Source organism: Aliiroseovarius sediminis (assembly GCF_022678485.1).
Classification (GTDB): domain Bacteria; phylum Pseudomonadota; class Alphaproteobacteria; order Rhodobacterales; family Rhodobacteraceae; genus Aliiroseovarius; species Aliiroseovarius sediminis.
This window is the reverse complement of the sequence record NZ_JALBYP010000032.1, coordinates 118322-143070: the sequence shown is the minus strand read 5'-3', so window position 1 is coordinate 143070 and position 24749 is coordinate 118322. Positions and strand designations below refer to the sequence as shown.

Sequence of the window (24749 nt, the reverse complement as noted above, 5' to 3'; positions counted from 1 at the left end):
TTCAGTCTTTGGCGCTTTGCACCAGATTGCATAGCCGCCTATCAGGGCGGGTTTTCCAAGTCATTCTGACCGATGCGATACCGTCTTCATGGTTCGCGCCACCCCATCGGGATGCACTGGCACGATGCCGCCTTTGTTCTAAACAAAACCTGAATCATCACGCCTATCTTGCCTGCAATTTTAGGAAAATCGGCAAATCTTACGCCTTCCGCTCAAGCCGAGGTTGTCGTTCTGCCAAGTCGTAAGCCTGCCCCGCCTGCGTATATGTGCGCAACTCGGTCTGGCCGGATCGCAACGCATCAAGACGTTGCATGACAGCACGAATACCGCGCGCAGTGGCGGTCAGCAGGTTTTGATTGTGATCAGCTATCTGGCGAAGACGATCCAGCGCCGGACCGTCGTCCACGGTCGTCTTTAAGGTACACAAAAGCCGGTCTTTCTGCGCTTCAAGCCGGCCGAGCTTTGCGACCTCGCCAGCCAGAATCAGGTCACGTTCCCGCATTAAAAGACGCTCAAGCGCCTGGATGGGGGAGTCGGGCCTAGCGTGTGCCATGATCTTGCTCCTTCAACGCTTCGAACAGCGACTGCGCCAACCCAATGCCGCCCGCCTTGACCATTTCCTGGGCTTGCGCATCAAGCAGAAACGACGAGAACTGATCTTCACCCGCGCCACCGCCGAAGCTTTCCGGTGATTTTCCAACGCCAGCGGATTTCAACATCTCTGACAGGAAACTGGCTTCCAGCTTGCGCGCGACTTTCATCAACTGCGCGTCGCCCGTCGCCGACGCGCCGCCGGGGGGCATCGGGCTGCCCAACTTGGTCAATCCTACCGAGTCCATGTTCGACCCTTTCCATTCTGAACAATTTTCCCGGTTATCTCATCAAGCGGTAAAGAACTGGTAACTCGCTTCTGCAATGGTCGGATGAACCGAGTCAGAACGTTCGAAAAGATATGCAGATCAGTCAAACCAGAATTTTCACACCACCAAGCGACGCGGAAAACCAGAAGGCCACCCAGTCGAACCGTCGGCCAAACGATGAGTCCGACGGGTCGGGTAATGACGCTGTATTCTCGCTGGGTCAGGCGCAGTCACTCAATGCGCCGCAAACCTCGCGCGGTGGTGATGATAAGAAGCCGGGCACGCCGTCCAAACCCCCGGGCTGTGCAAATGATCTATCAACAGGTGATGCGGCACATTCACGCGATGACGTTTCTTCAGGAACGAAACAGACAACCGACGTTGCCGTACAGAACGCGACCGCCCCACCGGCGTCAAACGATTCTGACCTGACCGAATCGACACAGTTTGATCCATTGCGCCGTGCCGCACCCCCGACAGGGGACGGGCAAGCGCGCACTCCAGCGGTGGAACCGTCTTCAACACGCAGAACGGCTGTGCTGTCGGTTACAAGCGCACTTACAGACGCTCAACCGGGGTTGGCGCGTCAGAGCAGCGACGCGCCTGCGCGGATTAAACCAGGCGGCGGAGCGGAGCGGACAACCGCCAGCGCCGCTGTCGCTGCCTTCGCTACATCAACGCAGCCAGAGCCTTTAACTATAACGGCGAAGGTCGCCGGGGCGCAGGTCAATAGTAACCCGCTTGCGATGCAGGACCTGTTGATCGGGCCAGACGATCAGGCTGCGGAACTTGCCGGATTGTCGGTTCGCGATACACATCAGCCAGCGCAAGCTCAGCGCACGGCAGCGGATATTCCGCGCCTGATCTCGGCGCAGTTGGTCGACGTGGCGCGTGCGCGGCCAGACAAGCCAGTGGAACTGACCCTGAATCCCGAGGAATTGGGGCGCGTGCGGATGACGTTCCAGACCGATTCGTCCTCGATGAATGTTGTCTTGCAGATCGAGCGGCCCGAGACGCTGGATCTGATGCGCCGCCATATCCAACAATTGGCGCAGGATATGCACGCATTGGGCTACGACGATGTCAGCTTCTCGTTCCAGCACAAAGAAGACGGTGCGGCTTCAGACGGCCAGACCGGCAATCAAACCACTTTAAACGGGCCAATCCGCGCACATGGCGAGAAGGGCGAGCCGGCGCCGGGCATCGTACACATCACCGTCGGCGAAGGTGCCGGCCTGGATATAAGATTGTAAAAAGGACAGCAGATGGACGTTACGCAAAATTTGCCCGCCGCGCTGACAGCACCCCCGGCTAAGTACACCCAAGCCACCAAGAACGATGAGACCGTCATCTCATCTGATTTCGAGACATTCCTGAAAATGTTGACTGCACAAATGGAAAATCAGGACCCAATGAACCCGATTGAATCGTCCGACTACGCGGTGCAGCTTGCGACCTTCTCAGGTGTTGAACAGCAGGTGCGCACAAATGACCTATTGGACGGGCTGGGCACTAAACTGGGCTTGATGGGGCTGTCCGACATAGCGGGATGGGTCGGGATGGAGGCGCGCGTTGCCGCTCCTGTCATGTTTGATCAGACCCCCGTCACATTAGTGCCGGAACCCGCAGCAGGGGCAGATGAAACCCGGCTGGTGGTCAGGAACGCAGCGGGCGAGGTGATCGAAAACACCGTCATGCCAATGACAACCGATCCCGTTCAATGGGCGGGGGTGGATCAATCCGGCAACCCTTTCCCGCGCGGGGTTTACACCTTTGAACTGGTCAGCTCGGGCAACGGGCGGCATCTGTCGACTGACCCGGTGCAGGCCTATAGCAAGATTACGGAAACACAGAGTTCCGACGGCCAGCTTTGGCTGGTCCTGGAAAGTGGTCAAAAAATTCAAGCCGACACTGTATCCGCCATTCGCGAGTCCTAAACCGCCCGGTTGCCCTTCCCCGCCCAGCGCCCTAGCGTTACGCCAATTAAAGGGATGTGGGAATGGGCACGGCGACACGGTCACAGCTGCAACAGCTCAAACACGTCTGGGTGGATGCAGGCATCATCCCGGATACCGCCTGCTGGACGGCTTTAACCGGGGGACGGACCAACTTGGCATGGAAAGTCCAAATCAACGCGCGCGCAAGTTTCGTGTGCAAGCTGTTCGTGCCCAACACAGCCACGCCTATTTTCGCTAATAACGCCGTGCGCGAGGTTCTGGCCCTACGCACTTTGTCCGGCAAAAACATCGCACCGAATCTGGTGGCTTTTCAGGACAGTTCCGTGGGCGAATCATTGGTTTATAAGCATCTCACCGGCGGCCCTTGGCGGGATGACGTCACCCCCGTCGCAAAGCTGATGGCGCGATTGCATGAAATCTTGCCTCCCGATGGTTTGCCCACAGGACCAGTCGGTCCAGCCGCCTTGGTCGCAGACGGGCTGGCAATGATCGACCAGATGCCACGTGAAAAATTGCCGTCAGATCTGAGGCAGACTTGCTGCATCCCCGCTGACGCGGATCTTCCTGCCGCCCGGCGCGTTTTTGTGCATGGTGATATCGTTCCAGGTAACATTCTGGACACACCCGACGGGTTGCGGTTGATTGATTGGCAATGTCCCAGCATAGGCGACCCCAGCCTAGACATTGCCATGTTCCTATCGCCTGCCATGCAGGTGCTTTATGGTCATCGTCCGCTAACGATTGACGAGGTTGCCTGTTTTCTGAATGTGTACCAACAGGAAAGCGGCGATGAGCAAACAGTAACCCGCTATCGCGCCTTGGCGCCGCTGTATCATTGGCGCATGGCGATTTATTGTCATTGGAAAGCATCGCGTGGCGATCACGATTATGCCGCTGCCGCTGCCGTCGAAACGGCGCTGTTACAGAAGGCTTGAAACCCACACCGCGACAAGCGCCAATCCGCCCCCCAGCGAGACATAGCCCATTGCGCGGAACGGACGGGCGCGATCCGTTTCCGGCGGAGGCGCGGATTGGTTGATCAAAGCCGCCTCGGCCAGTTCCGGCAGGCGGGGGCCAAAGCGCGCCAATACGCGCGCTGTCCGCACCAGATCACCCAGCAACGCCTTTGGGCCGATTGAGTTCTTGATATAGCTTTCCACCACCGGCTTGGCTGCCTGCCAGATGTTGATATTCGGGCTCAGCGACCGGGCGACACCTTCGACCACTACCATAGTACGTTGCAGCAAAATCAGCTCAGTCCGGGTTTCCATACCGAAATTCTCGGTGACCTCAAACAGATAGGTCAACAGCCGACCCATCGAGATTTGCGTGGCGTCCATACCGAAAATCGGCTCTCCTACCGCGCGCAGGGCACGGGCGAATTCTTCCACATCCCGGTCGGCGGGCACGTAGCCTGCCTCGAAATGCACCTCGGCCACGCGGCGATAGTCGCGGTTGATGAAGCCATACAGAATCTCGGCATAGACGCGGCGAGTGTATTCGTCGATCCGCCCCATGATGCCGAAGTCGATGGCGATGATATCCCCATTTGGCGCAAACTTCAGGTTGCCCTGATGCATGTCACCATGAAACAGCCCATCGCGCAGCGCGTGTGACAGGAACAGTTGCAGCACCCGCACGCCAAGCGCGTCCATATCCAGACCCGATGCGCGGATAGCGGGCAGGTCGTTTGCAGGTATGCCCTCGCCCCAGCCCAGCGTCATCACGGTGCGCCCCGACAGACCCCAATTCACCTTGGGCACCACAAAACCTTCATCGTCCACCGTATTTTCCGCGTATTCGCTGGCCGAAGCGCTTTCCAAACGCAAATCCAACTCGCCCATCACGACGCCTTCGAAATGCTCAACCACATCGGTCGGGCGCAAACGGCGGGTCGAGGGCAACAGGAACTCGATCACTCCAGCCGAAAAATGGAACGCGTCAATATCGGTGCGAAAAGCCCGTTCGATATGCGGGCGCAGAACCTTGACGGCAACATCCTCGCCGGTGCTGGCAATGCGGGCGCGATGCACCTGCGCGATGGATGCGGCGGCGACAGGTTCCGAAAATTCGGAAAATGCCTCGTCAACTTTAACGCCAAGCTCGCGTTCAATCATCTGCCGGGCGACGGCGGACGGGAAAGGCGGCAGTTTGTCTTGCAGATATTGCAACTGCTCGGACAACTCAGCCCCAACCACGTCAGGCCGGGTGGACATGATTTGCCCAAATTTGATGTAGGCCGGGCCGAGCGCTGTGATGGCGCGGGTCAGGGGAGGAAGAGACGTGTCACCCTTTTTGCCCAGCCACGCGAACGGGAAACCAACAATCCGGGCTGCCATGCGAATGATCGGCGGCGCGTTCATGGCGTCCAGCACAACCCCCATCGCACCCGTCCGTTGAAACGTCGCACCAGTGCGGATCAGCCGCCAAATGTTGTGAGGTCCGCGCATCTCAGATTTTCCAACCGGAATGCAGCGCGGCGATGCCCATCGACAGATTGCGATATTTCACGTTCTCAAACCCGGCTTGCCGGATCATGCGCGCAAAGCTTTCCTGATCGGGAAACTTGCGAATCGATTCGACCAAGTATTGATAGCTGTCGGCATCATCTGCGATCAACTTTCCCATGCGGGGAATAACGTTGAAGGAGTAGAGGTCGTAAAGCTTCTGCATTCCGTCATTTGGAAGCTGGCTGAATTCCAGAACCATCAGGCGACCGCCGGGTTTCAGCACGCGATAGGCCTCTGCCAAAGCATCTGGGATGCGCGTTACGTTTCGAATGCCAAAGCTGATCGTGTAGCGGTCGAAGCTGTTATCTTCGAACGGCAGCGCCATAGCATCACCCACCACCCAGTCAAGGTGATCGGCCTTATTGTCGGCATCCGCGCGCTTGCGGCCTTCAACCAGCATCTGCTCGGTCATGTCCAACACAACGGCGGACGCCTCGGGCGCGCGATCCAGAAACCGGAACGAGATATCACCGGTGCCGCCCGCCACATCCAACAGCCTCTGACCGTTGCGTGGGGCCAGCCAATCCATCATCGCGTCTTTCCAGACCCGGTGAATGCCTGCCGACATCACATCGTTCATGATGTCATATTTTGAAGCGACATTTGTGAAAACGCCGTGAACCATCCCGGCTTTTTCGTCTTCGTCCACGGTCTTGAACCCAAAATGGGTTGTTTTTGTCTCGGAGGTGCTCATCAGGGTTGCCCATTCCTTGCGATTGATCCCTCATATCCCGACGAATACCCGCGCACAATGGAGAGGCGAACGACATGCCCGAATTACCCGAGGTCGAGACGGTTCGCCGCGGCCTGTCCCCCGTGGTCGAGGGCGCGCGGATTGCCCGCGCCGACATCCGGCGCGACGGGCTCCGTTGGCCGTTCCCCGAACGGATGGCAGATCGCCTGACCGGCGCACGGGTGCTTCGGCTGGGGCGCCGATCGAAATACCTGCTGGCCGATCTGGACACGGGCGAGACATTGATCATCCATCTGGGCATGTCGGGGCGGATGCTGATTTCGGGCCACCGTTTGGGCGCGTTTCACCACGATCACCCCGCCCCCGCGAAACATGACCATGTGGTACTGGACATGGACAATGGCGCGCGCGTGACGTTCAACGATCCGCGTCGGTTCGGCGCCATGGACCTATGCCCAACCGCCGCGCTTCACGACCACAAGCTGATCCGCGTTCTGGGGCCGGAGCCTTTGGGTAATTCCTTCAACGGCACTTACCTGAATGCGACCCTGTCCCGCCGTAATTCGCCCATAAAGGCGGCGCTACTGGATCAAGGCATCGTCGCCGGGCTTGGCAATATCTATGTCTGTGAAGTGCTTCATCGCGCGGGCATTCACCCAGCTCGAAAAGCCGCCCGCATTGCGCCCGCACGGCGGGCCACGCTGGTGCCCATCATTCGCGATGTGTTGTCCGAAGCCATTGAAAGCGGCGGATCTTCCTTGCGGGATTATCGCCAGGCGGACGGTGATCTGGGGTATTTCCAGCACAGCTTCCGCGTCTACGGCCGCGAGGGCGAACCTTGTGTGACGCAAGGTTGTACTGGAAAAATAAGGCGAATCACGCAATCGGGACGTTCGACTTTCTATTGCGCGCAATGCCAAAGATAACTTGATAGATGGCGCTGTCGGGCTTACGAGTCAGGGTCGACCGCCACGAACATAAGGCAAGGGGAACCATGGCCTATAAGAATATCATCGTTGAGATCGAAGATCACATCTGCCTGATCAAGCTCAATCGACCCGACGCGCTGAATGCGCTCAGCCTTGCTTTGTTGGGCGAATTGGGCGACGCGCTGGACGCCGCTCAAAAGAACGACAAGGTTCGCTGTATCGTCATCACCGGATCGGAAAAGGCATTTGCCGCCGGGGCCGATATCAAAATGATGGCGGACAAAAGCTTCGTCGATGTTTTTGCGGGCGATCTGTTTACCCCGGAAGAACAGGCGGTTTTGCGCGTTCGCAAGCCGATCATCGCCGCCGTGTCCGGTTATGCGCTGGGCGGTGGGTGCGAATTGGCCATGATGTGCGACTTCATCATCGCCGCCGACACCGCCAAGTTCGGCCAGCCCGAGGTGAACCTGGGCGTCATGGCCGGCATCGGTGGCACGCAGCGGCTGACCAAGCTGGTCGGTCGCGCCAAGTCGATGGACATGAACCTGACTGGGCGCTTCATGGATGCCGAAGAAGCAGAACGCGCCGGACTTGTTAGCCGCATCGTCCCCGCCAAGAAACTGATGGAAGAAGCGATGTCCGCCGCCGCCAAGATCGCCGAGAAGTCGATGATCACGGTCATGGCGATCAAGGAAACCGTCAACCGCGCCGAGCAACTGCCGCTCAGCGAAGGTATCTTGTTCGAACGCCGCGTTTTCCATTCGCTTTTTGCGACCGAAGACCAGAAAGAGGGCATGGCGGCCTTCACCGCGAAACGCGAACCGCAGTTTCGCGACAAATAAAGCCGATTACGGGTTCCCTTTGCGAGTGTTTTTCCGTAAAGGGAACGCCATATATGCGCGTGAGGCCCGCTCTGGCCAGAATCACCGGTTCTGAACCCGGTCGGGTGCTGCCGCGCAACTGTTGAACTGTAACACACCCGAAGAAGGGATCAGACATATGGCAAACTCACGCCAATCAAAGAAACGCGCCCGCCAGAATGACGCGCGTTTCACCGTAAACAAAGCCCGCCGCTCGCGCATCCGCACGTTCCTGCGCAAAGTCGAAGAAGCAATCGAATCCGGCGACAAAGAAGCCGCGGCGACTGCCCTAAAAACTGCTCAGCCGGAATTGATGCGCGGCGTGTCAAAAGGCGTTTACCACAAGAACACCGCAGCGCGCAAAGTGTCGCGCCTTGCTGCCCGTGTCAAAGCCCTGGGCTGACTTGCGGGACTGGTCGAAAGGCCGGACTTGAAAAACAAACGGAGCGTGGCCTCAAAAGCACGCTCCGTTTGCGTTTTCAGCGACAAAAATTGCATTAGTACAAGCGGCTTGGGATTCGCCTGCGGAAAGGCAGAGTCAAGCGTGAAGATGTGTTGCGCCGCCTGCTGACAGCTTGCTAGCTTGCATGCAGCGATTCACGTCGCTGACTTGGGACTATGATGCAATCAAGGGTCAAACCCTTGAATAATTAGGTTAAAATCTGACCTGAAGGTTGAATCGGAGCTTTTCCGGTGCGATCAGCGTGAGTTTTTATTCCGACTTGGGGGTCGGGCTAGAGGCAAGCGTTTTAAGTGTTTGTCGGACCGCTTGGCCCGGCAGGCTGCCGTATTGTCATGTCTCCCGGCGCGACACGGCGCTTTGTTTTGTAAGACCTTTGTCTTGCAAGGCGGGCCGTCGTGGGCTTGCAGGCTGCCTGAATAGGTGGTGCGCCCTGTCAAAGTGGATCGTCAGGCGCCTGCGCGCCGAAGTGTTGACGTATTTCGGGCAAACGGACTGCCACTTTGGGGTCCAAGACAAGAATCGGGTCGAGGTGACATGACGAGCGAAGAATGGGGACTTGTTCGAAACAAGTTGCAGAAGTCAGTGGGGCAGAACAATTATACCAACTGGATCGAACCGTTGGAATTTGCCGATCTGGACAATGGCGTCGCCAGGTTCCTTGTGCCAACTAATTTCATGGGCAACTGGGTTGATCGCAACTTTGGCGACAAGATCCTGCGCCAGATGATCGGTGAGGGGCTGAAAGTATCCCGTCTTGAATTTTCGGTTCCTGCCAAAACCGCCAGAATGACACCGCCCCTTCCGACCACATCGCAAACCCCTACTGCGACGCCAACGACCACGCCTTCGTCATCCGACGATCTGCCCGGCGCACCGCTCTATGACCGGTTCACGTTCGACAATTTTGTCGTCGGCAAGCCCAACGAGCTGGCACATGCCGCCGCACGTCGTGTGGCCGAAGGGGGCCCAGTAACGTTCAACCCGCTGTTCCTTTACGGCGGCGTAGGCTTGGGCAAGACGCACCTGATGCACGCCATTGCCCATGAAATGACAACGCGCAATCCTGAACTCCGGGTGGTTTATTTGTCCGCCGAGCAATTCATGTATCGCTTTGTGCAAGCGATCCGTGAAAAACAGATGATGGATTTCAAACAACTGTTCCGCTCGGTCGATGTTCTGATGGTGGATGATGTGCAGTTCATCGCCGGAAAGGACAGCACGCAAGAGGAATTCTTCCACACATTCAATGCGTTGGTGGATCAAAACAAGCAGATTATCATCTCGGCCGACCGCGCGCCGGGCGAGATCAAGGATCTTGAGGACCGCATCAAAAGCCGCCTTCAATGTGGCTTGGTCGTGGACCTTCACCCGACCGATTACGAACTGCGTCTTGGTGTGCTTCAGAACAAGGCCAATGGCTATCGCGAGCAATATAACGGCTTGGTCATCGCCGATGGCGTGCTGGAGTTTCTGGCCCACCGCATTTCGACCAATGTGCGGGTACTAGAGGGCGCGTTGATGCGGCTGTTCGCCTTCGCCTCGCTGGTCGGGCGCGAGATCACGCTGGAATTGGCGCAGGATTGCCTTGGCGATATCCTCCGCGCGTCAGATCGCAAGGTCACGGTCGAGGAAATTCAACGCAAGGTCAGCGAACATTATAACATCCGCCTGTCCGACCTGATTGGACCCAAGCGGGTGCGAACGATCGCCCGCCCGCGTCAGGTGGCGATGTATCTTGCCAAGCACATGACCTCGCGATCCTTGCCGGAAATCGGGCGGCGTTTTGGCGGCCGCGATCACACCACCGTCATGCATGGGGTGAAGCGCATCGACGAGCTAAAGGGCGTGGATGATCAGATCGCCGAAGACCTGGAGCTTCTTCGTCGCACGCTTGAAGCCTGATATTGACACAACAGCGGCGGGTTTTTGGACCCTAAAGCCTTGACCCGCCCGCGAAAGAATCAGACATTCCGAATAATCAATTGAGCCGGGCGGCGAACGTGATATGTTCCCCGCCCCGGTATCTGTCAGGAGTGGGACATGAAGATCAGTATCGAACGCGGCGCGCTTCTTAAGGCCGTGGCACAGGCGCAATCCGTTGTCGAACGCCGCAACACCATTCCCATTCTGGCAAACGTCCTGATCGAGGCCGAAGGCAACAGCGTGTCGTTCCGCGCCACCGACCTGGATATTGAGGTGGTCGACAAGACCGACGCCATGGTCGAACGCGCCGGTGCCACCACCGTATCCGCCGTCACCCTGCACGAGATTGTGCGCAAGTTGCCCGATGGCGCGTTGGTTCAACTGACCGACGACGGTGCAACCGGTCGGCTGACAGTCGAGGCTGGGCGCTCGAACTTCTCGCTTGCCACGCTGCCGAAAGAAGATTTCCCCGTGATGGCGTCGTCCGAATATTCGGCCAATTTCTCGGCCCCCGCGCCGGTTCTGCGCCGCCTGTTCGACAAGTCGAAATTCGCAATTTCGACGGAAGAGACACGATATTACCTGAACGGCGTCTATATGCATGTCTCCGACGCGGAAGGCGGCAAGGTGCTGCGTTGTGTTGCCACCGACGGGCACCGCTTGGCCCGCATTGATGCCGACCTGCCCGCAGGCGCCGAAGACATGCCCGGTGTGATCGTGCCCCGCAAGACGGTGGGCGAACTGCGCAAGCTTCTGGATGATGACGACGCAACCATCGCCGTATCGGTGTCGGAAACTAAGATCCGCTTTGCAACGCCAGCGATCACGCTGACATCCAAAGTGATCGACGGCACCTTCCCCGATTACACCCGCGTTATTCCCACCGGCAACACCCGCAAGCTGGAAGTCGATGCGACCGCCTTTGCACAGGCCGTTGACCGGGTGGCCACGGTGTCCAGCGAACGGTCGCGCGCGGTCAAGCTGCAACTGGACGAAGACCGCTTGATCCTATCCGTGAACGCCCCCGATGCGGGCGCCGCCGAAGAAGAACTGGCCGTGGCCTATGGTGACGAACGGTTGGAAATCGGCTTCAACGCGAAATACTTGCTTGAGATCGCAAGCCAGGTTGACCGTGAAAACGCGGTGTTCATGTTCAACTCGTCCGGCGATCCCACCTTGATGCGCGAAGGCAACGACACCAGCGCCGTCTATGTCGTCATGCCGATGCGTGTTTGACCGGCGCTGCGCCGCAATCTGATGCCCCGACGGGCGTTTTTGCGAGCCGACGCCGACGGGGGGGCGTGATGCTGGCCCTGCGTGACCTGACCCTGAGCCATTTCCGAAGCCACCGCCTTGCGCGACTGTCCTTGGACGGACGGCCCGTGGCGATCCACGGGCGAAACGGGGCGGGCAAGACCAACATCCTTGAAGCTGTGTCGATGCTTTCGCCCGGTCGCGGTCTGCGTCGCGCCACGGTGGACGAGATCACACGCCAACCCGAAGGCCTCGGTTGGAAAGTCACCGCCACCCTGCAAAGTCTGCACCAGATGCACGAGGTCGAAACCTGGCTGGAAGCTGGCGGCGCCCGGCAGGTTCGTATTGACGCTAAAGCCGCCCCGCAAATCGCCCTGGGCCGGATCGCCCGAATGGTTTGGCTGGTGCCGGTGATGGATCGGCTTTGGGTCGAAGGTGCCGATGGGCGCAGGCGGTTTCTGGACCGCATGACCATGAGCTTTGAACCCAGCCACGCCGACGCCGTGCTGACCTATGAAAAGGCGATGCGCGAACGCAATCGTTTGTTGAAGGATGGCCAGCGAGACAGCCATTGGTACGACGCGTTGGAAGCACAGATGGCCCGCGCCGCAACCGAGATTATTGATAACCGTAACACTGCATTGTCGCAGCTGATCACCGCACAGGCCCAGGCTGAAACCGCCTTTCCGACGGCGAATCTGTCTCTAACCCAGCCCGATGACACTTATTTGCCCAACAACGAGGCAGATCTGGCGATGACTTTCGCTGAAAGCCGACCTCGCGACTTCATGGCCGGGCGCACCCTGATTGGGCCTCATCGGTCAGACTTGGCCGCCACCTATGCCGCGAAGGGAATCGCGGCACGGGACTGCTCGACCGGCGAGCAGAAAGCGCTGTTGGTATCGCTGATCCTTGCCAACAGCCGTGCGCTGGCCCGTGATTTTGGGGCACCACCCATCCTGCTTTTGGACGAGGTCGCCGCCCATCTTGACGCGGCTCGCCGCGCGGCGCTCTATGACGAAGTCTGCGCGCTGGGGGCGCAAGCTTTCATGACAGGCACAGGCCCCGAATTGTTTGCAGACCTTGGCGACCGCGCCAGCCATTATGAAGTCAGCGACACCGACGGAACGTCGCATATCAAACAGGTGGCAACATGAAAACCAACCGCGTGACCCTGATCACCCTTGGCGTAAAAGACCTTTCCCGCGCCCGCGCGTTTTACGAAGCAATCGGGTGGGAACCATCCGACGTGCAAGAGCAGGTTGTGTTCTATGACATGAATGGCATGAAGTTCGGCTTCTACACGCTGGACGGGCTGGCGAAAGACACCGGGCGCACGGTTGAAGACCTGAAGACCGGTGCCATGACCCTTGCGCAATGTTTCCCGACCCAGGCCGAGGTGGACGCGGCCTTTGACGCTGCGCTTGCCGCAGGGGCCACCGCCGTCTCCCGACCGGAAAAGGTCTTCTGGGGCGGTTATTCCGGTTATATCGCCGACCCTGATGGCCATCTGTGGGAATACGCCATGAACCCGTTTTGGGACATGGACGAAGACGGACATCTGACGTGACCATTACAGCGTTTGAGCTTGGCTTCTACATCATTGGGCTGCTCATCCTGTTCTTGACCCCCGGCCCCGTCTGGGTGGCGCTGGTGGCGCGGGTTCTGGCCGGTGGGTATTCGCAAGCCTGGCCGCTGGCGATGGGTGTCGCGGTTGGCGACATCTTCTGGTCCGTGCTGGCCGCGCTTGGCATGGGCTGGGTGGCGTCCAGTTTCGGCGGGGCGATGCTGGCCCTGAAGGTGATCGCGGCTTTGTTTTTTGTCTGGCTGGGGGTCACGATTATCCGGTCCGCCGACCACAAGATTACCAAGGATCGCAAACTGACCCATCCCGGCGTCTGGGCGGGGTTTGTCGCCGGGCTGATTGTAATCATCGCCAATCCCAAGGCCATCCTGTTCTATATGGGCGTTCTGCCCGGGTTTTTCGATCTGTCACGCCTGACCATCCCGGATGTCGTGGCCATCGGCGGCGCATCTTTCGTGGTTCCGCTGGTGGGCAACCTTGGCATGGCGTTTTTCATCGACCGCGCTCGTAAATTGCTATCGTCTCCGACGGGATTGCAGCGGATGAATTTCGCGGCCGGCACCATGCTGATTCTGGTCGGTTTCATCATTCCGTTCACCTAAGCGGAAAAGCGGCACCTTTGACACCAAATCTTGTGTCCGCTACGTGACAACCCCCTTAAAAAACACTATATTTTCCGGGACATTGAACAGGAAGGCCCTCATGGCTGATAACGCGCAAAGCGGTGCCGATTACGGCGCCGAATCTATTAAAGTTCTCAAAGGCTTAGAGGCTGTCCGAAAACGCCCCGGCATGTATATCGGTGACACCGATGACGGGTCGGGCCTGCACCATATGGTGTACGAGGTCGTGGACAACGGCATTGACGAGGCTTTGGCGGGCCACGCGGACGCAGTAAGCGTTACGATCCATGCCGATAACTCGGTTTCTGTGTCCGATAACGGGCGTGGTATTCCGACCGATATCCACCATGAAGAAGGTGTGTCGGCGGCCGAGGTCATCATGACCCAGCTTCACGCAGGCGGTAAGTTTGACTCGAACTCTTATAAGGTGTCGGGCGGCTTGCACGGTGTGGGCGTGTCAGTGGTGAACGCGCTGTCTGACTGGCTGGAATTGCGCATTTGGCGAAACGGCAAAGAGCATGTCGCAAGGTTTGAACGCGGTGAAACGGTCGAGCATCTGAAGGTCGTGGGCGATTGCGGCGACCGCACTGGGACCGAGGTGCGGTTCCTTGCCTCAACCCAGACATTCGCGAACCTGGATTACCAGTTCAAGACACTTGAAAACCGCCTGCGCGAGCTAAGCTTCCTGAATTCGGGCGTACGGATTATCATCGAAGACGAACGCCCCGCAGAAAAACTGCATACCGAGCTTCATTACGAAGGCGGCGTCAAGGAATTCGTCAAATACCTTGACCGGTCGAAAACATCGCTGATGGAAGAACCCATTTTCATCAGAGGCGAAAAAGACGGGATCGGGATCGAGGTCGCGATGTGGTGGAACGATGGCTACCACGAAAACGTATTGCCTTTTACCAACAACATCCCCCAACGGGATGGCGGCGCACATTTGGCAGGTTTCCGGGGTGCGTTGACGCGCACGATGAACCTGTATGCGAACTCGACCGGGCTTGCGAAGAAAGAAAAGGTGAATTTCACCGGCGATGACGCGCGCGAAGGCCTGACTTGCGTGCTGTCGGTTAAAGTGCCCGATCCCAAGTTTTCATCGCAGACCAAAGACAAACTGGTCAGTTCCGAAGTGCGGCCCGCGGTTGAAGGGCTGGTGAACGAAAAGTTGCAGGAATGGTTCGACGAAAACCCGAACATCGCCAAGATGATCGTCGGCAAGATTGTCGAAGCCGCACTGGCCCGCGAAGCCGCCCGCAAAGCACGCGAGATGACGCGCAAAAAATCGTCGCTGGATATCGCCTCGCTTCCGGGAAAACTGGCCGATTGTCAGGAACGTGATCCAGCAAAGCGCGAACTTTTCATGGTCGAGGGCGACTCGGCCGGTGGATCGGCAAAACAGGGACGATCGCGCCACAATCAGGCCGTTTTGCCCCTGCGCGGCAAGATCCTGAACGTCGAACGCGCGCGGTTTGACCGGATGCTGTCCAGTCAGGAAATCGGCACCATCATTACTGCTTTGGGCACAGGTATTGGGCGCGATGAATTCGACATATCGAAGCTGCGCTATCACAAGATCATCATCATGACCGATGCGGACGTTGATGGTGCCCACATCCGCACGCTGCTTCTGACCTTCTTCTTCCGCCAGATGCCGGAACTGATCGAAGGCGGATACATCTATATCGCCCAACCGCCACTATACAAAGTCAGTCGCGGCAAGTCCGAAGTCTATGTCAAAGACCAAGCCGAACTAGAGGATTATCTGATCAGCCAAGGTGTCGACGGTTCGGTGTTGCGCCTTACCAACGGGGAAGAGATCGCCGGTGCAGACCTGACCCGCGTGGTCGAAGCCGCGCGGAATTTCCGCCGGATACTTGAAGCTTTTCCCACCCACTACCCGCACAATATTTTAGAGCAAGCCGCCCTTTCAGGCGCCTTTGATCCGGGCCGTGTGGACAGTGACCTGCAAGCTGTCGCAGAAAGCGTCGCGGCGCGTTTGGACAAGGTTGCGGTGGAATATGAACGCGGCTGGCAGGGCCGGATCACACAAGATCACGGCATTCGACTGGCCCGCATCCTTCGCGGCGTGGAAGAAATACGCACGCTTGACGGTGCCGTCCTGCGCTCGGGCGAGGCACGTCGGCTGTCCGAAGTGTCGATGAAAACTCGCGACCTTTATCGCGACAGTTCCAGGCTCGTGCGCAAAGATCGTGAGGTGCTGGTGCAGGGACCGACCGACCTGCTGCAGACCATCCTTTCAGAAGGCGAGCGCGGGCTGACCCTGCAGCGTTACAAGGGGCTCGGCGAAATGAACCCCAACCAGCTTTGGGAAACCACACTGGACCCCGAAGCACGAACGCTGTTGCAGGTGAAAGTCGATGATATGGCCGATGCCGACGACCTGTTTACCAAGCTGATGGGCGATGTGGTCGAACCGAGGCGCGAATTCATCCAGCAAAACGCCCTGTCGGTCGAAAACCTCGATTTCTAACATTCAGAAAGCACGCGAACCGAGGCCTTGTTGACGATGTCGCATATTCATATCGACCTGATTTCTGATACCGCAACGCGGCCTTCACCGGGCATGCTGCGCGCGATGGCTGACGCCCCGACAGGTGACGAACAGCGCGGCGAAGACCCGACCACCTTGCAGCTTTGCGAAAGGGTTGCGGCATTGGTGGGAATGGACGATGCGATCTTTTTGCCGTCCGGCACGATGTGCAACCAGATCGCTTTCTTGGTGCATTGCCGCCCGGGGGATGAAATCATTGCCGCCGCCAATGCCCATATCGTGCGGTCGGAAGGCGCGGGTGCTGCCGCGCTGGCGGGCGCACAGATCAACGCCGTGCCAACGCCCACCGGCATCTTCACCGCCGCAGACGCCGCCCCCATGATCCGCGCCCAACGCGATCGTGCCCCGGTCACGCGCCTGATCAGTGTCGAACAGACCACCAATTTCGGTGGTGGGGCGGTCTGGCCCGTCGATGTACTTCAAGACTTGGCCAAACTGGCCAATGGTCGCAATCTGGCGCTGCATATGGACGGCGCACGGTTGCTGAACGCGGCGGTCGCCAGCGGCCAGCCCGCCAATACCCATTGCAAAGGGTTCGTTAGCACCTGGATCGACTTATCCAAAGGGCTGGGCTGTCCGGTCGGCGCGGTTCTTGCGGGCAGTGCCGACTTCATCGAACGCGCTTGGACTTGGAAGCATCGTCTGGGCGGCGCGATGCGTCAATCCGGCATCTTGGCTGCAGCCGGGCTTTATGCGCTTGATCACAACGTCACGCGCTTAGCCGAGGACCACGAAAACGCAAAGCTTCTGGCGCACGAACTTGTCGGGACACCGGGTGTCAGCGTCGCGCCGGACAAGGTTGAAACCAACATCTTGTTTATCGAAACCTCTGGCACCGGCAAAACAACCCGTCAGATAAACGATGTGCTGGCGGGTGATGGCATCCGCCTTCAGCCGGAATCCCCAACCCGTTTCCGCGCGGTCACACATCTGGACGTGACCCGCGACCAGATCAAGACTGCCGCCGCCGCAATTCGACGCGCCTGCGCTGACTAACGCATGCGGTCCGGGCTGATCTTACTCCGAAAAGCGTGGTGCCGCTGAGAGGACTCGAACCTCCGACCCCATCATTACGAATGACGTGCTCTACCAGCTGAGCTACAGCGGCCCACAATTGGCTGCGCGGTCAAATTGACGTGGCAGCGATCGGGGTTTTAGACGCGGGCCGGACGCTGTGCAAGCACAATTCCAGCCCAACGCGCGTGGATCATCTTTTTTCGGGCTCGTCGCCCTGCGCGTCGTTCCCGTCCACCTTGGCTTCAGGTGTAGCGTCGATCAGTTCGGCCTCGACCACCTTGGGCGTTTCTTCGTCAGTCGGGTCGACCAGCTCGGCTATTTCAGCGGGGTCGTCCGCTTTGCCAACGATCATTGGCAACATCTCGGCCCCCCCGTGCATTGCAGTTTCCGTTTCCGGCACCGAAGTCCACGCCAGCGTATCAAATGCCTTGCAGTTATCGCAAATCGGCGACCAGGCGGCGTGCACATGGTTGCAGTTCTCGCACATCCATTGCGGGCCGCGCGGGGCGGTGACCGCACGGGCCAGAAGCGCGCGCACGGACTGATCATCGGCCCCTTCGCCACGTTCAATGGCAGCCAGAAGCGTCAAGGCGCGCTGGCTTGGCAGTTCATCCGGCAGATCGCCCAGCGCGCGACGGGCTTCGGCGTAATCCTCGGCGGCGATGTTCAGTTCGGTCAGCAGCATCCGGGTTTCGGGGTCGCCATCGCGGTGCTTGGTCAACGCACGGAACCGTTTCAGGCGTTCTGCGGGGGTTTCGTCCGGTACAATCTCGGCAAAGGCGGCGGCGATGTCAGGGTGGGGCTGGGCGCTCCACGCTTTGACCAGTACGCGGGTGGCGTATCGCGGCTTGCCGTTTTCGATATAGGTGCGCGCGGCCATGACCGCGGCGGGGACCAGATCGGGCGACAGGCGGTTTGCCTCGATCGCGGCCTCGCGCGCCTTGATGTCATTGCCTTCGTTCAAGACACCCTTGGCTTCGGAAAGTGCCAGAACAGCGTCGCGCCGTTTGTGCACATCACGCGGCAGCGCGCCGTATTTCAGCTTGGCCCCCAACGTCTTGCGCGCGCCCACCCAATCATTGTGGCGCGCCTGCAACCCCAGAAGCACATCCTGCGTTTCCGTATGGCGCGGCTTCAGGGCAAACGCTTTCTGCGCCAGCTTCATTGCGGTTTCCGTATCGCCTTCGGCCAGCTTGTGTTTCATCAGGCCACGCACACCGACAAACTTCGTGCGCTCATCCCTCAGCAACCGTTTATAGACCTGATCGGCCTTTCGCTTGTCGCCCGTCATCTCGGCCGCCTGCGCGGTCAAAAGGTTGGTCAGTTCCGGGCGGCGCAGATATTTCTCCGCCCGGCTGGCCTTGGACATGGCGGTATTGCCTTCGCCCGACGCCAGCGCGATCATCCCTTCGGACAGGGCCTTGTATCCCTTGCGTTCGCGCGAGCGGTCGAAATAGCGCGAGATCGCCGTTTCATCCCCATTCACGAACCGGATAAAGGCAACCAGCAACCCCAGCAGAACAATCACCACCCAGATTGCAAACACCAGCAGCAACCCGACGATCACAGCCTGCAGGGGTTCCAGATTGAACTCCATCGTGCCAACTGACACGCGAATGCCGCCATCCGTTTCCAGCAAATATCCCGCGCCAAGCGCCAAAAACGCGATGACAACAACGAAAAGAATAATCTTGAAGAGAGACCAAAGCATCGGCGCGTCCTTAATTGCTGTTCACTTGCTGGGCCAGGGCTTGTGCGGCCTCCAGCGCGTTTTTGCGGGCGGTGGCCTGCGTGATCCACACCTCAAGCGCGGGTTGGCCGGCGTCGGGCATGGCCTCAAGCTCGGTCAGGGCAACATCTATCTGACCGTTTTTCAGAGCCGCTTCGGCGCGTGAAAGAACCGCATCGGGATCGTCGCCTTCCTTCGGCTCAAGCGACCGCGCACCCAATTGAGTGCGCAGAAACGCCGTGAACCTTTCCATATGGTCACCCTTGGCGGACGCGCGGATCGACGCATCCAGCGCCACACGCGCCGCTTTTGGGAAACTGTCCTGCAATTGCGCCAGCGTGACGATGCCATCGCTGGCATGTTCCGCCAGTGCCGGGGGGGCGTCCACGCCGGCGTTCTGGGTCACGTCAAACAGCGCGTTGTCATAGGGGCGCCCGGTTTCCAGCGCGTTCAAAACCCGCGACATGGCTGCACGCGCGGCGGCGGCGCGGGCGGTTTCGGCGGCGTTCACCTCAAGCGTTTGGGCTTCGTCCTTGGCGGCTGTGATGCGCTCAAGCTCAGTGTCAAGCATCTGGCGCATCTGTTTCAACTCACGCTCATACGCGGCGGCGGCAGCGGCAGCGGCCTCCATGCCCGAGCCTTCGGGCATCTTCTCGACGCTGTGCAAGCGGTTGTCCAGATCGGTCATTTTCGCTGACATAGTGTCAATCTGGCCACGCAAATCGTCCAGCGTGCCGGTCAGCTCACCGCGAAACTCTTGCAACTGCGCGTCATCTTGCAACGCCGTCAGGCTCGCAGATTGCGATGCGGTTGTGTCTTCCAAGCCAGACAGCCGGTCGCCAAAATCGGTCAGCTTCGCCTCGACCGGATCAACGGACGGTTCGGTGGCGAAAGGCCACTGATCCGGGTAACGTGCTGCACCGAACCCGATCGCGGCCGCAATTGCACCGCCCAGTAACAGCCCAAAAAACCCGGAACCGCCACCCTTGGGTTCAGACGAAGCAGGCTGTGCCGCTGGCGGATCTGCGGGGCCATTGCCCCCTGCGCCCGCATCCACCCGCGGCTCGGCCGGGCCGGACAGGTCCGGAGCGGAGTCGCGCTTGGCATCCGGCGTGTCTTTGATATCGGACGCCTTATCGTCAGCAACCCCGACCTTGGTCTTTTTGGCGTCGGGCTTTGTATCGGTCATTTTATCCGAGTCTAACGTATCAGAAATCCCCTCCTCAGGGGGCGGAGTAGGCTTTTCTTTGACCGCGTTTTTATCCACGGTCGTCTTGGGTTCAGCCTTCTTCGGTTCGTCGACGACAACGGCTTCTTTAACCGTTTCTGGCGTGTCCTTTGCAGGTTTGCGGGATTTGGCCAATTTCGGAACCTCTCGAATCTCTTAGTAAAAAAGCGACGGGTCTGTGTAATTAGCTTAACTTGCCACCCACCGACGCTCAAGCAAGGTCACACATTTAACGCTGCGACAATCCTGTCAAGCATAGCCTCTCCGGTTGGGTCGTCAGTCACCTCGCACGTGCCACCGGTCTGGTCGCGCCATGCTTGGGCGGCGGCATCGCTGATCGCGATGACGTGAAGCTGCTGACCTATGCGCTTTACAGCTTGCCCGACCAGCCGCGCCGAACGGGGCGAATACAAGGGCAGGATCACAGGCGCGTCCCCCTCAATCGCCTCACAGGCGGCTTGGCTAAGGGCTTGCTCCTCTTGCCGGTAAGTCTGTGCGGCGTCGCCCTGAATGGCCAAACCATCCAACGCCGCCGGAATGTCCGTCGCCACGTGCGAGCCACGCAGATAGATGATCGCACCGGGGTCCGGCTGCGTTCGCATCCACTCAATCAATCGCGCAGCATCCAACGCACAATGGCGCACATCCCCACCCGCGCGCGACGCCGCATCCGCCGTCCGCACGCCAACACAATAGACGGGCTTGCCATGCAGGGGGCCTTGTATCGCATGAGATGACGTCGCAATCACCACGTCATAGGGCGACACATCGGGCCAATTCTGCCCCGGCACAATCTTCAGAGCCGGCGACACGATCACCGGCACTGTTTCACCGAACCGGGCCTTGATCTGCGCCAACACCTCAGTGTTGCTGGGATCGGGACGGGTCAGGACAAGGGTCTTTTGAGTGGACATGAGGCGCCTGCCGGGATTGTCTGCTATTATCTGTGGTGTTACCTCGACCCGACCCCTGACCGCAACCAATCCTGCTTGGACGTGACCGCAATGACCGACACCCTTACATTTCTTGGGCTGGAAAGCTCTTGCGACGACACGGCTGCGGCGGTGGTGCGCCACACGCCGGGCGATGCACCACAGATCTTGTCGTCCATCGTCGCGGGGCAAACCGAATTGCACGCCGATTACGGCGGCGTCGTGCCCGAGATTGCCGCCCGCGCCCATGCCGAGAAACTGGATATCTGCGTCGAACAGGCTCTATTGCAGGCCGATCTGACGCTGTCCGACCTTGACGGCATCGCCGTGACGGCCGGTCCCGGCCTGATCGGCGGAGTCGTCGCAGGCGTTATGTGTGCCAAGGGGCTGGCGGCGGGGTCCGGGCTGCCCCTGATCGGGGTGAACCATCTGGCAGGCCACGCCTTGACTCCAAGGCTCACCGATCAGGCGCCGTTTCCCTATCTGATGCTGCTGGTGTCGGGCGGGCACTGCCAGTTCCTGATTGCCAAGGGGCCGGACGACTTCACCCGGCTGGGCGGCACCATCGACGACGCCCCCGGCGAGGCATTCGACAAGACCGCCAAACTTTTGGGCCTGCCGCAACCCGGTGGCCCCACGGTCGAAGAACAGGCGAAGACGGGCGATCCGACGCGCTTCAAGTTCCCGCGCCCCCTTCTGGATCGTCCCGGTTGCGACATGAGCTTTTCCGGTCTGAAAACTGCCCTGCTACGTGAACGCGACCGGCTTATTACTGAGCACGGCGGGCTGCGCCGCACCGACCGCGCCGATCTGTGCGCCGGCTTTCAGGCTGCCATCCGCGACGTGCTGGCCGAGAAGTCGCGCCGCGCGCTGACACAATACATGACCCTTTCGCCCCAGAACCCGACGCTTGCCGTCGCCGGTGGTGTGGCGGCGAATATGGCCATTCGCGGTGCGTTAGAGACTGTTTGTGAAGAAGCAAACGTCACATTCCTTGCCCCGCCCCTGTCGCTGTGCACCGACAACGCCGCCATGATCGCCTGGGCGGGGATCGAGCGGTTTCGCACGGGAGCACGCGACGACATGACATTACAAGCCCGCCCAAGATGGCCACTGGACCAACAGGCCCCAGCCATGCTTGGATCAGGCAAGAAAGGGGCAAAGGCATGAGCATTTCGGTCCTGGGCGCAGGCGCGTTCGGCACGGCCTTGGCGATCTCGATGTCGCGCGACGCACGGCCCGTCACCCTTTGGGCGCGGGACTTGGCCGATATGGCAACGGCGCGCGAGAATACCCGGCGCCTGCCCGGCTTCACCTTTCCCGAAAGACTGATCGTCACCGGCGATCTGACGCAAGCCGCACAGGCTGACATCATCCTGCTCGCCACGCCCATGCAAAGCTTGGCCGGGTTTCTGACCGATTATGCGACGCTCTTGGATGGAAAAACGCTGGTCGCCTGCTGCAAGGGCGTGGACCTGAAATCCGGGCTTGGCCCGGCAGAAATCATCCGCACCACCTGCCCGGGCGCCACCCCTGCGATCCTGTCCGGGCCAAGCTTCGCCGTGGATATCGCCGCCGGGCTTCCAACCGCCCTGACGCTGGCAGCCCACGACGGCACCGCGCTGCAAACCGCGCTATCCACGTCGAACCTGCGACTGTATCGCAGCGACGATCTGGTGGGGGTCGAAATCGGCGGCGCGTTGAAGAACGTGGTCGCCATTGCCTGCGGCATCACCTTGGGCGCGGGGCTGGGGGAAAGCGCGCACGCCGCCCTAATGACCCGCGGCTTTGCCGAAATGCAGCGTTTCGCACTATCACGCGGCGCGCGACGCGACACGCTGTCGGGTCTGTCCGGTCTTGGTGATTTGGCACTGACCTGTTCGTCTGAGAAATCGCGCAACTTTACCTATGGCCTGGCGCTTGGGCGCGGCGACGATCTGCCCCAAGGCACCACGGTCGAAGGGAAGGCGACAGCCAAAGCAGTCTCTAACCATGCGCAAAAGACCGGGTTGGACATGCCCATCGCCGATATGGTCGTGGCTGTTCTGGACAAGCACCTGACCATCAAGGAAGCAGCTGACATGCTGCTGACCCGCCCATTGAAAGAGGAATAACATGCTCATCGCCCTGATCTGCACCGACAAACCCGGCGCGTTGGAGACCCGAAAGGCCAACCGTGACGCGCATCTGGCCTATATCAAAGAAACCGGCGTCGTGGCGCAGGCCGGGCCGTTTCTGGACAGCGACGGCGCGATGTGCGGGTCGTTGGTCATTCTGGATGTCGCCGACCTTGACGCCGCGCACCGCTGGGCGGAACATGACCCCTATGCGAAGGCGGGCCTGTTTCAGGACGTCCGCATCGAGCAATGGAACAAGGTAATCGGCTGATGGCGTATTGGCTTTTTAAATCCGAGGTCTCAACCTGGAGCTGGGACCAACAAGTCGCAAAGGGCGACGAGGGCGAAGAATGGGACGGCGTGCGGAACTATCAGGCGCGCAACTTCATGCGTCAGATGAAGATCGGTGACCTTGGTTTCTTCTATCATTCGCAGAAAGAGAAAGAGATCGTGGGCATCGTCGAGGTCATCGCCGAGAGCCACCCCGACAGTACCACCGATGATGATCGTTGGGATTGCGTGGACGTGAAGGCGGTGCGCCCGTTGAAGAGCCCGGTGACACTGGCGATGTGCAAGGACGATCCGCGACTGGCCGATATGGTTCTGGTCAATAACTCGCGCCTGTCGGTACAACCGGTGACCGAGGACGAATGGAACATCGTTCTGTCATTGGCGGGTGAGGGAAATTAAGTGGACGGCTGGCCAACCGCGCAACAAACCGCACGACATGATCTTCGCATGATGAACAGAAAAAAGGAGGGGCTGACGTCTCGGCCCCTCCTTTCCACCCCACGTGCTCCCCAGCACCACAAGTGTTTTTGAATTTCGGGTCCGGCCATCCTAGCCTTCGAATTCAACCTAGCGCGGGGGATCGCAGACCGCAAGCCTCAAACGCTTACAAAACTATTCAAAATCAGTATGTTAACGGTTCATTAAAAAAGGCGCCGCCAATGTGGCAGCGCCGATGCTCTCCGCCCTGATCGGGATCAGGCGTAGACGGATTCTTTGCCGAAATGCTTGACCAGCATGTAATATACAACGGCGCGGTACTTGTTGCGCTCGGATCGGCCATAGGTGTCGATGACAGAGTTGATTGCATCCATCAGCTGCGGACCATCAGCCAGACCTAGCTTTTTAACCAGGAAATTGTCTTTCACGGTCTCAAGCTCGCTTTCCTGCCCGGCAGCGACAGTTGACGCGTCGGCATTGTAAATCGCGGGGCCGCAGCCAATGGTCACCTTGGTCAGAAGGTCCATATCCGGCGTGATGCCACATTTCGATTTCAGGTCTTCTGCATATTTCGCAATCAGATCGTCGCGCTTACCCATTTTCATCTCCCATAATTAACCAACTGGCCGAAGCCCAATGCGAGCGGAAGACTAGGCCCGATTCGCCATTCTTCAAAGGAAAACTTTACGCCATCTTTCCCCGTCACAATGCCGCACCAATCCGCCTGGAACACTCACAGAACTTGGCTCAGCGCGGGTCT

The 24749-nt window shown here is 59.3% G+C and carries 25 protein-coding genes and 1 tRNA gene; 17 read left to right on the top strand and 9 right to left on the bottom strand.

The features are described from left to right. Positions 1-199: 199 nt before the first annotated feature. A complete protein-coding gene (locus MN186_RS09705; protein ID WP_242114175.1) occupies positions 200-553 on the bottom strand; it encodes a hypothetical protein in 354 nt (117 codons plus the stop codon). Beyond that, on the bottom strand, positions 540-839 hold the full coding sequence (locus MN186_RS09700) for a rod-binding protein (protein ID WP_420838922.1): 300 nt from the start codon (positions 837-839) through the stop codon (positions 540-542). The genes MN186_RS09705 and MN186_RS09700 overlap by 14 nt, the downstream gene beginning before the upstream one ends. Positions 840-1606: 767 nt before the next feature. Between MN186_RS09700 and fliK the strand changes: the two genes are divergently transcribed. The 3 genes from fliK to MN186_RS09685 all read left to right on the top strand — a co-directional run bounded on the left by fliK (position 1607) and on the right by MN186_RS09685 (position 3753). Beyond that, positions 1607-2113: a flagellar hook-length control protein FliK gene (gene fliK, locus MN186_RS09695; RefSeq protein WP_242114174.1), complete on the top strand. Its 507-nt coding sequence runs from the start codon at positions 1607-1609 to the stop codon at positions 2111-2113. 12 nt (positions 2114-2125) lie between these two features. Further along, a complete protein-coding gene (locus MN186_RS09690) occupies positions 2126-2797 on the top strand; it encodes a flagellar hook capping FlgD N-terminal domain-containing protein (protein ID WP_242114173.1) in 672 nt (223 codons plus the stop codon). Between the two features lie 62 nt (positions 2798-2859). Continuing rightward, positions 2860-3753: a phosphotransferase gene (locus tag MN186_RS09685; protein ID WP_242114172.1), complete on the top strand. Its 894-nt coding sequence runs from the start codon at positions 2860-2862 to the stop codon at positions 3751-3753. On the opposite strand, the gene ubiB is transcribed toward MN186_RS09685, so the two are convergent. After that, positions 3739-5268, bottom strand: coding sequence for a 2-polyprenylphenol 6-hydroxylase (gene ubiB, locus MN186_RS09680; protein WP_242114171.1), 1530 nt, complete (start codon positions 5266-5268; stop codon positions 3739-3741). The genes MN186_RS09685 and ubiB overlap by 15 nt on opposite strands. A 1-nt stretch (position 5269) precedes the next feature. Further along, a complete protein-coding gene (gene ubiE, locus MN186_RS09675) occupies positions 5270-6022 on the bottom strand; it encodes a bifunctional demethylmenaquinone methyltransferase/2-methoxy-6-polyprenyl-1,4-benzoquinol methylase UbiE (RefSeq protein WP_242114170.1) in 753 nt (250 codons plus the stop codon). Between the two features lie 74 nt (positions 6023-6096). On the opposite strand from ubiE, the gene mutM reads away from it, so the two are divergent. The 10 genes from mutM to MN186_RS09625 all read left to right on the top strand — a co-directional run bounded on the left by mutM (position 6097) and on the right by MN186_RS09625 (position 17233). Then, positions 6097-6948 (top strand): bifunctional DNA-formamidopyrimidine glycosylase/DNA-(apurinic or apyrimidinic site) lyase, encoded by an 852-nt coding sequence (mutM, locus tag MN186_RS09670; protein ID WP_242114169.1) that lies wholly within the window; start codon positions 6097-6099, stop codon positions 6946-6948. A gap of 68 nt (positions 6949-7016) precedes the next feature. After that, complete coding sequence (locus MN186_RS09665; protein ID WP_242114168.1) at positions 7017-7793, top strand: enoyl-CoA hydratase; 777 nt, start codon at positions 7017-7019, stop codon at positions 7791-7793. A gap of 157 nt (positions 7794-7950) precedes the next feature. Next, the gene (gene rpsT, locus MN186_RS09660) at positions 7951-8214 is read left to right on the top strand and encodes a 30S ribosomal protein S20 (protein WP_242114167.1); all 264 of its coding nucleotides are present in this window, start codon (positions 7951-7953) and stop codon (positions 8212-8214) included. Positions 8215-8808: 594 nt separating this feature from the next. Then, complete coding sequence (dnaA, locus tag MN186_RS09655) at positions 8809-10176, top strand: chromosomal replication initiator protein DnaA (RefSeq protein ID WP_242114166.1); 1368 nt, start codon at positions 8809-8811, stop codon at positions 10174-10176. A gap of 138 nt (positions 10177-10314) precedes the next feature. Continuing rightward, positions 10315-11433, top strand: coding sequence for a DNA polymerase III subunit beta (dnaN, locus tag MN186_RS09650; RefSeq protein ID WP_242114165.1), 1119 nt, complete (start codon positions 10315-10317; stop codon positions 11431-11433). Positions 11434-11501: 68 nt separating this feature from the next. Continuing rightward, a complete protein-coding gene (gene recF / locus MN186_RS09645; RefSeq protein WP_242114164.1) occupies positions 11502-12608 on the top strand; it encodes a DNA replication/repair protein RecF in 1107 nt (368 codons plus the stop codon). After that, entirely contained in the window at positions 12605-13021 is a 417-nt protein-coding gene (locus MN186_RS09640) for a VOC family protein (RefSeq protein ID WP_242114163.1), read from the top strand. Before recF ends, MN186_RS09640 begins: the two co-directional genes overlap by 4 nt. Then, on the top strand, positions 13018-13638 hold the full coding sequence (locus tag MN186_RS09635; protein ID WP_242114162.1) for a LysE family translocator: 621 nt from the start codon (positions 13018-13020) through the stop codon (positions 13636-13638). Before MN186_RS09640 ends, MN186_RS09635 begins: the two co-directional genes overlap by 4 nt. Before the next feature lie 100 nt (positions 13639-13738). Beyond that, the gene (gene gyrB, locus MN186_RS09630) at positions 13739-16156 is read left to right on the top strand and encodes a DNA topoisomerase (ATP-hydrolyzing) subunit B (RefSeq protein WP_242114161.1); all 2418 of its coding nucleotides are present in this window, start codon (positions 13739-13741) and stop codon (positions 16154-16156) included. 36 nt (positions 16157-16192) lie between these two features. Then, the gene (locus MN186_RS09625) at positions 16193-17233 is read left to right on the top strand and encodes a threonine aldolase family protein (protein WP_242114160.1); all 1041 of its coding nucleotides are present in this window, start codon (positions 16193-16195) and stop codon (positions 17231-17233) included. Between the two features lie 36 nt (positions 17234-17269). Here MN186_RS09625 and MN186_RS09620 read toward each other — a convergent pair. The 4 genes from MN186_RS09620 to MN186_RS09605 form a co-directional block, all read right to left on the bottom strand. Further along, positions 17270-17345 (bottom strand) — tRNA-Thr (locus MN186_RS09620). Positions 17346-17444: 99 nt separating this feature from the next. Further along, the gene (locus MN186_RS09615; protein WP_242114159.1) at positions 17445-18965 is read right to left on the bottom strand and encodes a heme biosynthesis protein HemY; all 1521 of its coding nucleotides are present in this window, start codon (positions 18963-18965) and stop codon (positions 17445-17447) included. Positions 18966-18975: 10 nt separating this feature from the next. Beyond that, the gene (locus MN186_RS09610; RefSeq protein ID WP_242114158.1) at positions 18976-20172 is read right to left on the bottom strand and encodes a COG4223 family protein; all 1197 of its coding nucleotides are present in this window, start codon (positions 20170-20172) and stop codon (positions 18976-18978) included. Positions 20173-20432: 260 nt separating this feature from the next. Then, positions 20433-21125 (bottom strand): uroporphyrinogen-III synthase, encoded by a 693-nt coding sequence (locus MN186_RS09605; protein ID WP_242114157.1) that lies wholly within the window; start codon positions 21123-21125, stop codon positions 20433-20435. A gap of 90 nt (positions 21126-21215) precedes the next feature. Between MN186_RS09605 and tsaD the strand changes: the two genes are divergently transcribed. The 4 genes from tsaD to MN186_RS09585 are packed head-to-tail and all read left to right on the top strand — an operon-like array spanning position 21216 to position 23950. Then, positions 21216-22313, top strand: coding sequence for a tRNA (adenosine(37)-N6)-threonylcarbamoyltransferase complex transferase subunit TsaD (tsaD, locus tag MN186_RS09600; protein WP_242114156.1), 1098 nt, complete (start codon positions 21216-21218; stop codon positions 22311-22313). Next, entirely contained in the window at positions 22310-23257 is a 948-nt protein-coding gene (locus tag MN186_RS09595; protein WP_242114155.1) for an NAD(P)H-dependent glycerol-3-phosphate dehydrogenase, read from the top strand. Before tsaD ends, MN186_RS09595 begins: the two co-directional genes overlap by 4 nt. A 1-nt stretch (position 23258) precedes the next feature. Then, on the top strand, positions 23259-23531 hold the full coding sequence (locus MN186_RS09590; protein ID WP_242114154.1) for a YciI family protein: 273 nt from the start codon (positions 23259-23261) through the stop codon (positions 23529-23531). Further along, complete coding sequence (locus MN186_RS09585) at positions 23531-23950, top strand: EVE domain-containing protein (RefSeq protein ID WP_242114153.1); 420 nt, start codon at positions 23531-23533, stop codon at positions 23948-23950. Before MN186_RS09590 ends, MN186_RS09585 begins: the two co-directional genes overlap by 1 nt. A gap of 296 nt (positions 23951-24246) precedes the next feature. Here the strand turns inward: MN186_RS09585 and MN186_RS09580 are convergent, their stop codons facing one another. Continuing rightward, positions 24247-24588: a DUF2853 family protein gene (locus tag MN186_RS09580; RefSeq protein ID WP_242114152.1), complete on the bottom strand. Its 342-nt coding sequence runs from the start codon at positions 24586-24588 to the stop codon at positions 24247-24249. Positions 24589-24749 lie beyond the last annotated feature (161 nt).

Coding starts and splice junctions, on each gene's coding strand:
- MN186_RS09700 (WP_420838922.1), bottom strand. CDS start 839: ATGGACTCGGTAGGATTGACCAAGTTGGGCAGCCCGATGCCCCCCGGC.
- MN186_RS09605 (WP_242114157.1), bottom strand. CDS start 21,125: ATGTCCACTCAAAAGACCCTTGTCCTGACCCGTCCCGATCCCAGCAAC.
- MN186_RS09625 (WP_242114160.1), top strand. CDS start 16,193: ATGTCGCATATTCATATCGACCTGATTTCTGATACCGCAACGCGGCCT.
- MN186_RS09580 (WP_242114152.1), bottom strand. CDS start 24,588: ATGGGTAAGCGCGACGATCTGATTGCGAAATATGCAGAAGACCTGAAA.
- tsaD (WP_242114156.1), top strand. CDS start 21,216: ATGACCGACACCCTTACATTTCTTGGGCTGGAAAGCTCTTGCGACGAC.
- MN186_RS09690 (WP_242114173.1), top strand. CDS start 2,126: ATGGACGTTACGCAAAATTTGCCCGCCGCGCTGACAGCACCCCCGGCT.
- MN186_RS09615 (WP_242114159.1), bottom strand. CDS start 18,965: ATGCTTTGGTCTCTCTTCAAGATTATTCTTTTCGTTGTTGTCATCGCG.
- ubiE (WP_242114170.1), bottom strand. CDS start 6,022: ATGAGCACCTCCGAGACAAAAACAACCCATTTTGGGTTCAAGACCGTG.
- MN186_RS09590 (WP_242114154.1), top strand. CDS start 23,259: ATGCTCATCGCCCTGATCTGCACCGACAAACCCGGCGCGTTGGAGACC.
- MN186_RS09610 (WP_242114158.1), bottom strand. CDS start 20,172: ATGACCGATACAAAGCCCGACGCCAAAAAGACCAAGGTCGGGGTTGCT.
- MN186_RS09640 (WP_242114163.1), top strand. CDS start 12,605: ATGAAAACCAACCGCGTGACCCTGATCACCCTTGGCGTAAAAGACCTT.
- rpsT (WP_242114167.1), top strand. CDS start 7,951: ATGGCAAACTCACGCCAATCAAAGAAACGCGCCCGCCAGAATGACGCG.
- MN186_RS09665 (WP_242114168.1), top strand. CDS start 7,017: ATGGCCTATAAGAATATCATCGTTGAGATCGAAGATCACATCTGCCTG.
- gyrB (WP_242114161.1), top strand. CDS start 13,739: ATGGCTGATAACGCGCAAAGCGGTGCCGATTACGGCGCCGAATCTATT.
- MN186_RS09705 (WP_242114175.1), bottom strand. CDS start 553: ATGGCACACGCTAGGCCCGACTCCCCCATCCAGGCGCTTGAGCGTCTT.
- dnaA (WP_242114166.1), top strand. CDS start 8,809: ATGACGAGCGAAGAATGGGGACTTGTTCGAAACAAGTTGCAGAAGTCA.
- MN186_RS09595 (WP_242114155.1), top strand. CDS start 22,310: ATGAGCATTTCGGTCCTGGGCGCAGGCGCGTTCGGCACGGCCTTGGCG.
- MN186_RS09585 (WP_242114153.1), top strand. CDS start 23,531: ATGGCGTATTGGCTTTTTAAATCCGAGGTCTCAACCTGGAGCTGGGAC.
- fliK (WP_242114174.1), top strand. CDS start 1,607: ATGCAGGACCTGTTGATCGGGCCAGACGATCAGGCTGCGGAACTTGCC.
- mutM (WP_242114169.1), top strand. CDS start 6,097: ATGCCCGAATTACCCGAGGTCGAGACGGTTCGCCGCGGCCTGTCCCCC.
- MN186_RS09685 (WP_242114172.1), top strand. CDS start 2,860: ATGGGCACGGCGACACGGTCACAGCTGCAACAGCTCAAACACGTCTGG.
- dnaN (WP_242114165.1), top strand. CDS start 10,315: ATGAAGATCAGTATCGAACGCGGCGCGCTTCTTAAGGCCGTGGCACAG.
- ubiB (WP_242114171.1), bottom strand. CDS start 5,268: ATGCGCGGACCTCACAACATTTGGCGGCTGATCCGCACTGGTGCGACG.
- recF (WP_242114164.1), top strand. CDS start 11,502: ATGCTGGCCCTGCGTGACCTGACCCTGAGCCATTTCCGAAGCCACCGC.